This is a genomic window from Veillonella parvula, from assembly GCF_032577575.1.
Classification (GTDB): domain Bacteria; phylum Bacillota; class Negativicutes; order Veillonellales; family Veillonellaceae; genus Veillonella.
In genome coordinates this window covers 153,320-166,878 of sequence record NZ_JAWFVO010000002.1, presented here as the reverse complement: position 1 = coordinate 166,878, position 13,559 = coordinate 153,320, and the positions used below count along the sequence as shown (strand labels likewise).

The window sequence follows — 13,559 nt, the reverse complement described above, 5'->3', positions numbered from 1 at the left end:
ATGTACACTAGAGAAGCGGCCAGATGGCCCTTCTCTAGTCGTGTTTTGAAGGAGTCTTTCATGTTAGATTATTTATTGCAGATTATCCCAACTATCGCTGATGGTTTAAAGGTAACCGTATCGCTATTCTGTATTGTATGGATTTTATCTATTCCTGGTGGCATTTTAATGGCTATGTTACGCCTATCTAAATTGCCTTTAGTAGATAAGCTTGTCGATGCTTTCGTATATTTAATGCGGGGCACGCCGTTGATGCTACAAATCTTATTCGTCTATTATGCATTACCAATCATCACAGACGGTGCCATTCAAATGGATGATGCCACGGCAGCAGTTCTTACCTTCGTATTAAACTATGCAGCTTATTTATGTGAGATTTTCCGTGGGGGCATTCAATCTATCTCTCGAGGTCAGTACGAAGGGGCGAAAGTGCTTGGTTTTACCTATGCACAAACTATGCGTAAGATCATCTTGCCACAAATGTTTAAACGTGTATTGCCTCCTCTTGCGAATGAGACGATTAACTTATTGAAAGATACATCTCTTGTATATGTATTAGCGATGAATGATATTTTGCGTATTACAAAATCTATCGTACAACGTGACTTTGATATTTCTGCATTCCTCGTGGCAGCATTATTCTACTTGATCTTTACCTTTATTTTAACGAATATCTTCAACTACTTAGAACGAAGATTTGCTGTATACGAAGATTAATCTAATTCTATGATAGTTTGTCGTATGTAATGATGTAGCTAGTTTTATAGTTGAGATACTTTTATTTGATGCTATAGATGTGATTTTGTAGATGAGATATCTTTACTTGAGGTGTTGGTTATATACTTAATATGACGACGTAAGAGGTACTTATGACATTTGTAAATATGGAGCGTATTGAAAAACGCTTTAATAATCAATCAGTATTACGCGATGTGTCGCTCAAAATGAATAGAGGAGAAATCGTTTCTATTATCGGACCTTCTGGTTCTGGTAAATCCACATTTTTACGCTGTTTGGGCCAGTTAGAAACGATTGATGGAGGCTCTATTACCGTTGATGGTACAGTTCTTGCTAGTACTGAAAATGGGGTTGTAAAATACGCTTCTCCTCAAACTCAGCATGAATTATTGCTTCGTATGGGGATGGTATTCCAATCTTTCAACTTGTTCCCGCATATGACGGTATTAGATAATATTATGATTGCTCCACGTATGGTAAAAGGTATGAAAGATGATGAAATCTCACCGATTGCAGAGCAATTACTCAATAAAGTAGGGTTATGGGAAAAGCGTAATATGTATCCATCTCGCTTGTCTGGTGGTCAGCAACAGCGTGTAGCTATTGCCCGTGCGCTAGCGATGAATCCTGAAATTATGCTCTTTGATGAACCTACATCTGCTCTCGACCCAGAGCTTACTGGTGAGGTTCTTAAGACGATTAAACAATTGGCAGACGATCACATGACAATGATTATCGTAACCCATGAAATGAACTTTGCTCGAGAAGTATCGGATCGTGTTATCTTTATGGCTGATGGTGTTATCCAAGAAGAAGGAACACCAGAACAAATTTTTAATCATCCGCAGAACGAAAGAACGAAAGCGTTTTTGGATAATATGTTATAGGAGGTTCTATGAAGTTACGTTTATTTGCGGCAACCTTAGCTGTCATGGCTTTGGGAACGACTTCTATTATGGCGGAAGGTTTACAGAAGACGCCTGATACACCTTTATCTATTGTGGAATCTCAGAAGGATTCCGCATCTATTTTGCCAGAACAATACAAATCCTATGCTACTAAGATGAACACGGTGGTAAAGGATTACAAAAATGGTTATATGTTCTCGATTCCTTGGCGTGTAGCTGATGGTGTTATGATAGATATGGATGTGCGTAGTGAAAGCGAACATATTCAAGGGTATTCCTTCAATTTAGCGGGCCCTACGCAAGAGGATTCCTATACAGTATCTTTTACTAAGCGTAATAATACACCACAAGAAGGGGTGTCTCAAAAAGAATGGAATACAACTTGGTATGGTGTACCTATTAAGGGCATGTCTAATGAGGAGTATTTGAATATTTGGCGCCAACATAGCAATAACTTTGAGCATAACGATATTGTTGGTGGGTTCTTTACTAAGAAAGGTGCAGTTTCCGCACGCTGGGATAAGAGTACACCAAAATCTTATGCAGACATGACATCTACAGAGCCGGTTCAGTCTGTATTTGAAGCAGAATTTATCATGGAGAAAGATCCAACTCATCGGTACAATTTGTCTAGTACCTATGCTCCTGTTCGTGCAGAGTTTATGGAGCTAGGTTTGATGGAGCATACAATTCCATCCTTTGAATTGATCAATAAGCGTGGCTCTAATGCTATTAAAGGGGTAAAAAAAATATTAACCGGCACAAGCGATATCAGTGTTGCAGAAGGCATCAAATTTACCTATCCGAAAGGCTTTACCCGTCTTAATGAAAAGGGGAAGATTGCTTTCACTAAACATAATGTACGCCTCGATATTGAGTCCTTTACAATCCCAGTACAAGCTGTTAGCTCCGGCATGCCAACTATGATGGCTAAGCAGATGCTTGGTGATTATTATCTTAAACAATTGGTTGATGTGAACAAGGCCACGATTACTCGTTATGAAACGCATATCATTGACGGTAATGTGATGTTCTATTTGGCGGGCCATATGAAAAATCCAAATACATCTGATACATCTGTAGCGGAACCAGTATCCTTTGGTGCAACAATTATTCTTGGCAATGAAGGTAATGTAGCAGTAGCTCGAATGATTGGTCCATCCACTAGCAATCTTGCTACTCAGGAACTTATAGATATATTAGATGGTTTTAAATTGACTACTACACTTAATACAAATCAATCGTCTCAGGTTCTTTAATATACGCATAATATTCTTTTATTTGTATAATTCTGTACGATTTGTGCTATAATGTAATAAATCCTCAGAAAAAAGAGGAGTTTTCCTTGATGGTCTAGAATATATTAGTATAGGCTAAACGATATTTGATCATATCCCCTTTGAGGGATTAGGAATAGGAGGGGTTATTATGGTTACCTACAAAACTATTGTCGTACCTACTGATGGTTCTGAAAATGCTAAACGTGCGTTGGAACATGCTCTCGCTGTAGCGGATCGCAACCAAGCTGAATTGATTGTTGTTCACGTTGCAAATATTGTGTCTGCTATTTCCAATTTTGATCAAACACCAATTTCTGGTGGATATGTATCTGAGCAAATTGCTGAGGATATGGAAGAAACTGGTAAGGAAATTCTTAATGATGTAGTGAAAGAAATTCCTGCAGGCGTAAAAGTTAAAAGCGTATTTGAAGTTGGCTCCCCTGGACCTGCACTACTTGCAGTGGCAAAAAAATATAATGCTGATCTCATCGTAATGGGTAGCCGTGGTCTTGGCCCTTTGAAAGGCTTATTCATGGGTAGCGTAAGTAGCTATGTAACTAGCCACTCCACTTGCCCTGTATTAATCATTAAATAATTTATATCTTATATCTTATATAGATATGATAAAAAAAGAGACTTTGGTTTCTCAAAGTCTCTTTTTTATGTTAAAAATGATATAATGTCTATATGTATGCCATACATATTGGTGTTATACGTTAAGACGTATCGATTAGTGACATAGAAGAGCTACAAAAAAGAATGGATAGGATTAAAAAAGGGGGATTATATGACCGACAAACAAGAATCATTGCTGAAGCTAGCAGAACTCTTTAAAATCTTGGGTGATCCTACACGCCTTAAAATAGTAGAGCTATTATTAGAAAGTGAAATGTGTGTTAATCACATTGCAGAAACCATGGAGATGGGACAATCTGCTATTTCTCATCAATTGCGTGTATTGCGCCAAGCACGCCTTGTTACATATCGTAAAGATGGGAAAACAGCATACTATTCTCTAAACGATGATCATGTTGAATGTTTAGTTCGCATGGGGATGGAACACGTAGCTCATCAATAATTACATTTTAGTATCATGAACACATTTCGTCCTATTTAGGAGGGAATGTGTTTTTATATTTAATATAATGGGAAAAGATAGTAAGCAATTGTAACAAATAATGGCATAGTTATAGCGGATAAAATGGTTGTGCCCATAACGATTTGTGTTGCATATTCTGGATTATTCTTCATTTCAATGGCAATAAGAGACATATTGATAGCGGTAGGTACGCTGTAGGTTATAATGATAGTTTGTGCCGCTATTGGATGCATAGGGCCGTAGAACATAATGAATAGTATGGTAATACCGGCGGCTATGAGTGGACTTACAATGAGTCGTAATGTAGTAGCAAGCATAACATCCATCTTGAAGAAGTTTAGCGGTGTTCTGTTAATTTGAACACCCAAGGCAATCATAGCGACGCCAACGAAGGCATTGGCAAATATATTGAGCGGTGCAAAGAAGAAGAGGCCGTGTAAATCAAAAGGGAGTAGGTGGCAAAGTAGTGCCAGTGGAATGGCATATACCATGGGCATGTGAAATACGACTTTTAGTGCATCCCTAGGGGTTAATCGTCCTGCTCCCGCTTGGTAGAAACCGTAGGTATTACTGCTAATAGTTTGTATGATCATGATAGATACAACACTCACTAAACCTAGATTAGCATAGGGGGTAGTACCATCGATGACGTATGGAATGTTAGTAAATACAAAGATAGCAAGGGCGACACCCATATTCCCAACGTTATTAAACATAACGCAGTTTTTTAAGGTTGCAATCTTAGCCACATCATATCCTTGTATCTTACCTATCACATTTGAAAGGATAGAGTTTAGTATGAGTACACAGAGCGCACAGAATACAATTTCCAAAGTACCTGAGTTAAGTTTAGCTTCATACATCGCTCGAAATATAAAGGTAGGTAACAATATATAAAAGTTTAGTTTACTCAGCGTATATAGATCGAGTTTAAATTTTCTATCTAATATAAATCCCACGCCTATAAGTACTAAGATAGGGACCATAGAATTCATAAAAATATGGCCTACTAATTCGAATAGATTCATCATCTCACCTAGAGTTTTTCTTTAATATATTAGTTAATATATAAGGCATAGTTTTAGTTTATCGTATAACTATATGTAGTAAATATACAGTTGTTTTATATAAGCTGTAAGTGAATAAGTTTTCTAAAATATTTTTATCCTTTATAGTATTATCATACCATAGTATCTATTGTTTGGGGCTTAAAAATTTATTGATTATTATTACTTATCATAATCATCAGAAATATCTATGTCGAATGTGATTTTAGTATACGATTTCAACCATCGATTTATAGTATAATATGTATATATTGTATATTTCGATTTGTTAGTACGCGAAGTGTCTCTAGGTATTACCATGGCGTTTACAGTATGGCGTTTTAAGGGATGCACAGGAGGAATTATGAAACGAATTTTATTAGTATTAATGAGCGTTTTCATGCTTGCTTTTTTAGTCGGTTGTGGTAATGATGCAAGTAAACCAACTGAGTCAGCTAAACCAAGCACATCTGAAAAGATTACTGTACAAGCTGCAGCAAGCCTTAAAGGTGCTCTTACAGAATTGGCTGATGCTTACAAAAAAAGCCATAACTTAGCGGATGATCAAATCGCTATTAACTTCGCTGGTTCTGGTACATTACGTCAACAAATCGAACAAGGTGCACCAGCTAGTTTATTTATTTCTGCTGACGAGAAAAATATGAAAATGTTACAAGAAAAAGATTTGGTAACTGATGTAAAACCATTCGTAACTAATGAACTCGTTCTCGTAGTTCCAAAAGGTCAACCTAAGGTTGAGCTAAATCAAATCGCTACAGTAAAGCGTATCGTATTGGGCAATCCTGAAACAGTACCAGCTGGTAACTATGGTAAACAAGTATTAACAAAACTAGGCGTTTGGGAACAGGTAGAACCTAATGTAGTATACGCTAAAGATGTAAAAGCTGTAACAGCTTCCATTAGCCAAGGTGCTGGAGATGCTGGTTTCATCTATAAAACTGATGCTATCGCAGCGGGCGATGCAGTTGAAATTTCTGCAGTAACACCGGCTGATTCCCATGATCCAGTTATCTATCCAATTGGTATTATTAAAAAATATGACAACGCATTGGCAAAAGACTTCTACCAATACGTAATGAGCCCAGAAGGCCAAAAAGTATTAGAAAAATACGGTTTCTCTACTTCTAAATAAGAGTAAAGCGCTAGCTTTCAGGGCTAGCGTTTTCTTATGATACAATAGAGATATTATTGATATTACTAATCTTATGATTGCTCACTGTATGCTTTTTCTTTTACTCATTTGTAGTGAGGAGTGCTTAATAATCTAACATATGATATGATTTTGGGCATATAATTTGTTTGAAAAGTATTTTTGAATTAATAGATATAGCACATACTTTAGAGTTGTTGTGTATAGAAAGGGGGCGTGACATGAGTCCATTATGGCTGTCGCTATGGGTGGCAAGTATAGCTCTTATTATAGTTATTTTAAGTGGCTTAGCGACTTGTTACTGGATGAACCGTTGCAAGTGGGGTGGTATTGCCATTCTTGATGCACTTATTACCTTGCCACTTGTACTGCCTCCGGTAGTTGTTGGTTTTGCGTTACTTATGGTATTTACTCCAGGTTATGCGTTTGGTGCTTGGCTTGAAGCTCATGGTATGAGTGTTGTTTTTGCTACATCCGGTGCCGTGATAGCCTCTTCTGTAATTGCATTTCCGCTGTTTTATCAAACGGTGCGTTCAGCATTGCAATCCGTTGATCATAATATGGAGGACGTAGCGCGTACATTAGGTGCTTCAGAGTTACGTATCTTTTTTACTATCTCCGTACCACTCGCTTGGAAAGGCATTTTGACGGGCAGTATCTTAGCCTTCTGTCGTGCTATGGGCGAGTTCGGTGCTACCATTTTGATTGCAGGCAATATTCCAAAGGTAACGCGCACCATGCCACTTGCTATCTACTCTTACGTAGAGGCAGGACAGTACATGGATGCTTTTGAATTAGTTATCTATATTTGTGTGCTCACATTGGCATTGTTGAGTGGGATTCACCTCATCACAAAGGGGTCCTTGTTCCGTCACATTGATAATAATTAGGAGGTCCGATGATTACATTTTCCTTTACCGTAGCTAGACCTTCTGTGACTGTGAAAGCCGATGGGGTACTTCCTTCTGGTATTACCGTTTTGACAGGTCAATCTGGCAGTGGTAAAAGTACTTTCATTAAATGCATTGCAGGACTGGTAAAACCCACTACAGGTAGTATTCACTGTAATGAAACAACGTGGGTGGATCGAGATAATAAGATTTGGGTTCCCGCTCAAAAACGTCAGGTAGGCTATATGCCACAAGGCAATATCGTATTCCCGCATTTGTCTGTGGAACATAATATTACCTATAGCAAACGAGGCACACCTGACATGTGCAATAGTTTATTGCAGCGTTTAGGCCTTGAGAAATATCGCAAAACGAAGGCTGGCAGTCTGTCTGGTGGCGAACAGCAACGAGTTGCTTTGGGACGTGCGCTCTACTCTAAACCGACTATCTTGCTTCTTGATGAGCCTTTATCTGCTTTAGATTGGAACTTGCGAAAGCATGTGCGCGAAGATTTGGTGTCCATTATTCGCGAGTGGGATGTACCTTGCGTATGGGTTACCCATGATGAAAGCGAAGCCGAAATGGTTGGAGATCGGCACTGGACCTGTGAAGAAGGCCAAATTCAAATATCTAAATAACAATAATGTAAATAAAAGAATCTAAATAACAAAACCCCTTCATACGAGTTATTGCTCCTAAAGGGGTTTTATTGTTTATATAGCCGTTCCTATTTAGTTAGTCTTCTATCTTGGATGCTTGTTGTATATATCCTATTATGGTTGTTTAACTTCTGTAGAGACCTTTACTGCTTTACTTACGAAACCAATGATAGTAGTTATGATAAAGGCCATTGTAAAGGCTGGTAATGTAGCACCTACGGTGCTTTCACTGTGTAACATATAGTGATATAAACCGACCGATACAGCCCAAATTGTGCCGCGTACTAAAAAAGCCGATAGAGTTTGCACTTGTTGACGATTCATAAAGTAGTCCGCTAGCAAGATGGCAATCATTGGGGTAAAGACGGATCCGATGAGGTATAAGAAGTCTGTAATATCGTCCATCGGATACAAGATAGCTGCAATAGTGCCAATGATGGTAACAATAACTGCAATGCCCTTACTAGATGCACTATTATAGATTGTGGTGCTAGAAACACCTGCAGAGTAAGCGTCCATAAAGGTTGTAGTGACAGTAGAGAAGATAATTACGAGGAGCCCTGCTAGGCCAAGGCCTGCATTCATCATAATGGTAATAATAGAGTCTCCACCACCAAAGATGGCCGCACTAAGACCTAAGGTATACATGACGATACTCGTTACCGTGTAGACTGTAGCACTTGTAAGTGATGCGGTGAAAGGATGTTTACTTTCACGCGTATAGTCACTGATGAGGGGCAGCCAAGATAATGGCATAGCAATCGATAATTCGAGGGCGGCTATAAAGCTCATTGAGCCATCTGAAACAAGGTTGCTTTCACTAGGCCATTGAGCGATCATATGCATCCCCATATAAAAGGTAAGACTTAGTAATAAAAGAGATACGATGGCTTGCACATAACCCGTATTATGGAGGCCGATGAAGAGCCACAAAATGACGAGGGCCCCGATGGCAATGGTCCAAATCATAGGTGATAGAGGTGCCAGTGTTTGTAAGGCTAACATGGCATCGTAAATCATGATGCTGGTCCAACCGATGAGCTGGAGCATATTTAAAAAGGCAAAGCCCTTTGCTCCTAATGGTCCAAAGCTAAAAGCGGTAGTATTCATACTACCTTGCCGGAGCCGACCACCGATGAGACCAGCCCCAAAGAGTAGTATACCGCCGATAATATGACCTAAGATGATGGCATAGAGACCTTGTGTAAGTCCTAAGGGGGCCAGATAGGTACCGGTCATAATTTCCGCAATCGATAGAGCGGCACCGAACCATATCATGGCAAATTGTGGTTGCGTGATGTGTGTATTTTTCATACGTCCTCCTTGCCAGGAAGTCATAGAAAAAGCCGAGCTCACAGGAACTCGGCTATTAATCCTCTATGTTCCCTACGTTGGCATTATCCAAATCAGGTTATGGGTTAAAGCTTTAGCTTACTCTCAGCCCACTTGTGTGAGCACCCCATTATGGCTTCATTATACGAGGTGCTACGGGAACCGTCAATTATTTTGTTGCATAGATTGTATAATAATGTTATAACTAGATTATAAAAATATATTGCCACTAGGGGTGCTTTTGCTGAGATTGACCATTCAAAACCCTAGACCTGATCCAGATAATACTGGCGTAGGGAAGTGGAATGAAACATGATACCAAACTATTACGAGACCATTCCATTTGAGGTGGTCTCATTTTTATTTACTTGGAGGTATTATGAAAAAAATGATTATTGCTAGCATATGTGTGGCCTTAGGTGTCGTCTTATCGACTACGTCGATACCTATTGGCCCTGCTCGTATTTTTCCATTTCAACATATGATAAATGTAATCTTAGCCGTTATAGTTGGGGCGAGATTCTCTGTAGGCGCTGCCTTTAGTACTTCTTGCTTACGTAATGTACTAGCACTAGGTTCTCCCTTAGCCTTTCCAGGCAGTATGATTGGCGCTTGGTTATCTGCGTATTTATATAAAAAATACAACGCCATCTGGGCAGCGGCTTTAGGCGAAATCATTGGCACTGGACTTATTGGTGCTCTTGTAAGCTATCCAATTGCTCATTTCCTACTAGGCAAACCATTGGCATTGTTGACCTTGATTACATCCTTTTCCATGAGCTCTATTGCAGGTGCTTGCATTGGCTTCGTAGTATTACAAATCTTATCTCGACGTAATCTGTTACACAAGGAGGCATAATGAAACTACATACTGCATTAACAATTGCCGGTACTGACCCTAGTGGTGGCGCTGGCATTATGGCTGATTTAAAATCCTTCCAAAGTCGAAATGTATACGGAATGGCCGTTGTTACTTCTGTGGTGGCTCAAAATACAACGGGTGTACATCACGTAGAACACCTATCGCTAGAAAGCATAGAAAAACAGTTACACGATGTATATTCAGATATTACACCACAAGCCGTTAAGACGGGCATGATTGCTTTACCAGAGATGATGGATCTCATTTATCCTTATGTGAGTAAGAACATCCCTTATGTGATGGATCCAGTTATGATTGCCACCAGCGGTGATCGACTTGTATCGGATGAGGCTGTCGATTTCTTAAAATCTAAACTCATTCCGGTCGCCACAGTCATTACACCTAATCGTAGCGAGGCAGAGGTGTTAGCGGACATGTCTATCTCTTGTAAAAGTGACATCACAACAGCTGCTAACCGTATTTTACGTGAATTAGGACCTCAAGTGGTCATCATTAAAGGTGGGCATATTGGAGATGATGCAACGGATTATGCTTTCACCAAAGATGGAGATATGCATACGTGGACAAGCCCTAAATATGATACTGTTCATACTCACGGTACGGGTTGTACCTTCTCGGCGGTTATTACGGCAGAGCTCGCGAAAGGGCGTGATGTAATGGAAGCCATAGGTATTGCAAAGAACTATATTGCATTGGCTATTAAGCATAATCCAGCGCTTGGAAATGGCTGCGGACCTGTTAATCACATGGCTTATGGTTTATTGACAAATGGCCCTCAAACGATGGATGAACTCTTGAAAAATGAGTAGAGGAGATAGTTATATGACCTATGAAAATCCATATATAAATAGCTCAACTTGGACCGAACTGAATATATTAGAGACTCTACGCAAAAGAAATCCGCTTATTATTTGTATTACAAATGATGTAGTGCGAACCTTTACGGCTAACGGTTTACTAGCCATCGGAGCATCACCCGTGATGAGTGAGTGTAGCGAAGATTTGAAAGACCTCATCGCCCATGCATCGGCGCTACTCATCAATATTGGCACTCTTACCCCAGACAAGGTTAGTTACTATAAAGATGCCATAGCACTGGCGAAGAAACATGAGGTTCCTATTGTTTTAGATCCAGTGGGCTGTCATGCTGGGGTTTATCGATTATCTGTAGTTTTAGACTTGATTAAAACTGATGCTATTTCGTTGCTACGGGGCAACCAAAGTGAAATCAAAGCCATCTATGATGCTCTTAATACAAATCATAAGGTTAATAATTCTCTCTCTGGTAAGGGCGTAGATGGGGAACAAGTTGAGGATAGCGCAATTATAACGTATCGTCTTGCACGCCAAATTAACTGTCCTGTTGTCGCAACGGGGGAAGAGGACTATGTTTCTGACGGAACCCGTGTATTTGCAGTTCCTCATGGTCATCCAATCATGACAGCCGTAACTGGGACTGGTTGTTTATTAGGTGCTGTGTTAGCTGCATTCTTTAGTTCCTATTGTCCATTCATGTATAACATGTCTATAGGTGAGTTTCTTGCGTATGCACTGGCTTACTATGGACTTGCTGGTGAAAGTGCGGTTAATGTGAGCGGTGTAAAACCTGGTAGTTTTAGTATGGCATTTATGGATGCCTTATATGAATTCGATGATGCGATGCTTTTATCCGAAAACCGAATACGGCCTGTAGTTGTGCCCGATCAATTAAAGGTATATTTTATTAGTGGTACACAGGATGTAGGTTTTAATGAAAGCCATTTACTGGACATTGTTGAAGCTGCTTGTCGAGGTGGTGCGACCTGCTTTCAATTTAGAGAGAAGGGCATAGGAACATTAGAAGGACAACAAAAATTAGAATTAGCTCAGCAGTTAAAAGAAATCTGTGCCATGTATAATGTGCTTTATATTATTAACGATGATGTAGACTTAGCAGTGGCTGTTAACGCTGATGGTGTTCACGTAGGACAAGAAGATATGCGTTTAGAAGACGTTCGTAATCTTGTAGGGAATAAGGTTGTTGGTATATCCATTCATTCTGTGGAGGAACTTCATAAGACCAATGTAGTTTATGCGGATTGTGTTGGTGTAGGCCCTATGTATACTACAAGTAGTAAACCTGATGCTCAATTGCCGTGCGGACCTGAGCGCATTGCTGAGTTACGAGCAGAAGGTTTAACATTACCATGCGTTGGTATCGGGGGTATTACCTTAAATAACGCAAAGCCTGTTTTGGAAGCAGGTGCTAGTGGAGTAGCCGTGATATCTGCTATTGCTCATGCAGATAATCCATATGAAGCAACACAACAATTTAAATGCTTGGTAGATAATATTAAGTGATATGTCTTTATAATCTTAAAATAGTAAATAATAAGCACTATACAAAGGAAATAAAAAACATATTATAGTGAATAGAATAAAATATAGTAGACAAAATAAAAATCTAGCAAAAGAATGCAAAAAAAGACGATGACAAACAAATGTCATCGTCTTTTTGTTAAGGAAGTTGTCAGTACTTACTGTAAGTTTAGATTGTACTTACAGGTATAGTTTCATTAAAATCTGTACTTACAGGCTATTAATCTAGTTGGTGTCGCACTTACAGATTAGATGGATTCAACGAAACGGTGGAAGAAAGCTTGTGGGTGTGCACATACAGGACAAACTTTTGGAGCTTCTTCACCAACGTGTACATAACCGCAGTTAGCACAGATCCAAGCTACTGGTTCGTCATTGTGGAATACTTTGTTACCGGATACTTGAGCGGCTAATGCAAGGTAACGAGCTTCATGACGAGCTTCAATTTTACCAACTTCGCGCATTTGGAAAGCGATTTTAGCAAAGCCTTCTTTTTCGGCTTCGTCAGCGAATTCTTTGTACATTGTAGTATGTTCGTAGTTTTCACCAGCTGCTGCATCGCGAAGGTTAGCTTCGATATCAGCGGAAATATCGCCACCATGAAGAGCTTTGAACCACAATTTAGCATGTGCAGATTCGTTGTGAGCTGTTTCTTCGAAATAGTCAGCGATTTCGTTCATGCCAGCTTTACGAGCTGCACTAGCGTAGAATGTATATTTTTGAAATGCTTGGGATTCGCCAGCAAATGCTGCTTGAAGATTTTTTTCAGTGTTAGAACCTTTTAATTCTGCCATTTTAATACTCCTTTGTACTTACGATAATTTTCAAAATTGTTACTTAACGTATATATTCATAACCACTTGGTTGTGAATGCAATGGAATAGAATACTTATTCTATCAATTTCGAGGGCGACTTCGCCTTAGTAAGAAAACTTATTCTTAGATCAAATAGACACTTGCCTAACTCTTAAAATAGTACTTACTTATTTGTGTGTTTCGGCACTTGCCGTCTTAACAGTTTTATATACAATGTGTTATCCGTATACTTAACGAATAATCATTGTTGACTATATTGTAACATACTAAATGAGAAATGCAAGTCTTTTTGTAAAATTTATTTCGAAAATTTTCTAAATGATAAATATTATCAATGCAGTAAAAATGTGGGTTTATAAAGATTGAATAGTATGGGATT

General features: G+C 39.1%; 14 protein-coding genes and 2 riboswitches. Of the genes, 11 read left to right on the top strand and 3 right to left on the bottom strand.

Going from position 1 to position 13,559, the window contains the following annotated elements:
- Positions 1-60 precede the first annotated feature (60 nt).
- From E7K77_RS04720 to E7K77_RS04700, 5 genes are all read left to right on the top strand, one after another.
- Positions 61-717 (top strand): amino acid ABC transporter permease, encoded by a 657-nt coding sequence (locus E7K77_RS04720; RefSeq protein ID WP_004693858.1) that lies wholly within the window; start codon positions 61-63, stop codon positions 715-717.
- A gap of 152 nt (positions 718-869) precedes the next feature.
- Positions 870-1,625: an amino acid ABC transporter ATP-binding protein gene (locus tag E7K77_RS04715; RefSeq protein WP_004693856.1), complete on the top strand. Its 756-nt coding sequence runs from the start codon at positions 870-872 to the stop codon at positions 1,623-1,625.
- 8 nt (positions 1,626-1,633) lie between these two features.
- Complete coding sequence (locus E7K77_RS04710) at positions 1,634-2,905, top strand: hypothetical protein (RefSeq protein ID WP_325306330.1); 1,272 nt, start codon at positions 1,634-1,636, stop codon at positions 2,903-2,905.
- 169 nt (positions 2,906-3,074) lie between these two features.
- Positions 3,075-3,521 carry a universal stress protein gene (locus E7K77_RS04705; protein ID WP_004693853.1) on the top strand — a complete coding sequence of 149 codons (447 nt, stop codon included), beginning with the start codon at positions 3,075-3,077 and terminating at the stop codon, positions 3,519-3,521.
- A gap of 192 nt (positions 3,522-3,713) precedes the next feature.
- Positions 3,714-4,004 (top strand): ArsR/SmtB family transcription factor, encoded by a 291-nt coding sequence (locus tag E7K77_RS04700; RefSeq protein WP_060919415.1) that lies wholly within the window; start codon positions 3,714-3,716, stop codon positions 4,002-4,004.
- A 59-nt stretch (positions 4,005-4,063) separates the two neighbouring features.
- On the opposite strand, the gene E7K77_RS04695 is transcribed toward E7K77_RS04700, so the two are convergent.
- Positions 4,064-5,053, bottom strand: coding sequence for an AEC family transporter (locus E7K77_RS04695; RefSeq protein ID WP_325306329.1), 990 nt, complete (start codon positions 5,051-5,053; stop codon positions 4,064-4,066).
- 382 nt (positions 5,054-5,435) lie between these two features.
- Between E7K77_RS04695 and modA the strand changes: the two genes are divergently transcribed.
- From modA to E7K77_RS04680, 3 genes are all read left to right on the top strand, one after another.
- On the top strand, positions 5,436-6,224 hold the full coding sequence (gene modA / locus E7K77_RS04690) for a molybdate ABC transporter substrate-binding protein (protein ID WP_012863881.1): 789 nt from the start codon (positions 5,436-5,438) through the stop codon (positions 6,222-6,224).
- Positions 6,225-6,463: 239 nt separating this feature from the next.
- Positions 6,464-7,132, top strand: coding sequence for a molybdate ABC transporter permease subunit (gene modB, locus E7K77_RS04685; RefSeq protein ID WP_316138735.1), 669 nt, complete (start codon positions 6,464-6,466; stop codon positions 7,130-7,132).
- 8 nt (positions 7,133-7,140) lie between these two features.
- Positions 7,141-7,770, top strand: coding sequence for an ATP-binding cassette domain-containing protein (locus E7K77_RS04680; protein ID WP_101928935.1), 630 nt, complete (start codon positions 7,141-7,143; stop codon positions 7,768-7,770).
- Positions 7,771-7,905: 135 nt separating this feature from the next.
- Here the strand turns inward: E7K77_RS04680 and cytX are convergent, their stop codons facing one another.
- Positions 7,906-9,105 (bottom strand): putative hydroxymethylpyrimidine transporter CytX, encoded by a 1,200-nt coding sequence (gene cytX, locus E7K77_RS04675; protein ID WP_316138734.1) that lies wholly within the window; start codon positions 9,103-9,105, stop codon positions 7,906-7,908.
- A gap of 52 nt (positions 9,106-9,157) precedes the next feature.
- A riboswitch (TPP riboswitch) is annotated at positions 9,158-9,263 on the bottom strand.
- An 81-nt stretch (positions 9,264-9,344) separates the two neighbouring features.
- Positions 9,345-9,439: riboswitch (TPP riboswitch) on the top strand.
- 63 nt (positions 9,440-9,502) lie between these two features.
- Here cytX and thiW point away from each other — a divergent pair.
- From thiW to thiM, 3 genes are read left to right on the top strand one after another with little or no spacing between them, the layout of a single operon-like run.
- The gene (gene thiW / locus E7K77_RS04670) at positions 9,503-9,982 is read left to right on the top strand and encodes an energy coupling factor transporter S component ThiW (RefSeq protein WP_038125779.1); all 480 of its coding nucleotides are present in this window, start codon (positions 9,503-9,505) and stop codon (positions 9,980-9,982) included.
- Positions 9,982-10,815 carry a bifunctional hydroxymethylpyrimidine kinase/phosphomethylpyrimidine kinase gene (gene thiD, locus E7K77_RS04665; RefSeq protein WP_316138733.1) on the top strand — a complete coding sequence of 278 codons (834 nt, stop codon included), beginning with the start codon at positions 9,982-9,984 and terminating at the stop codon, positions 10,813-10,815. Before thiW ends, thiD begins: the two co-directional genes overlap by 1 nt.
- 13 nt (positions 10,816-10,828) lie before the next feature.
- On the top strand, positions 10,829-12,346 hold the full coding sequence (gene thiM, locus E7K77_RS04660; protein WP_316138732.1) for a hydroxyethylthiazole kinase: 1,518 nt from the start codon (positions 10,829-10,831) through the stop codon (positions 12,344-12,346).
- A 266-nt stretch (positions 12,347-12,612) separates the two neighbouring features.
- Here the strand turns inward: thiM and rbr are convergent, their stop codons facing one another.
- Entirely contained in the window at positions 12,613-13,158 is a 546-nt protein-coding gene (rbr, locus tag E7K77_RS04655) for a rubrerythrin (protein ID WP_004693830.1), read from the bottom strand.
- Positions 13,159-13,559 lie beyond the last annotated feature (401 nt).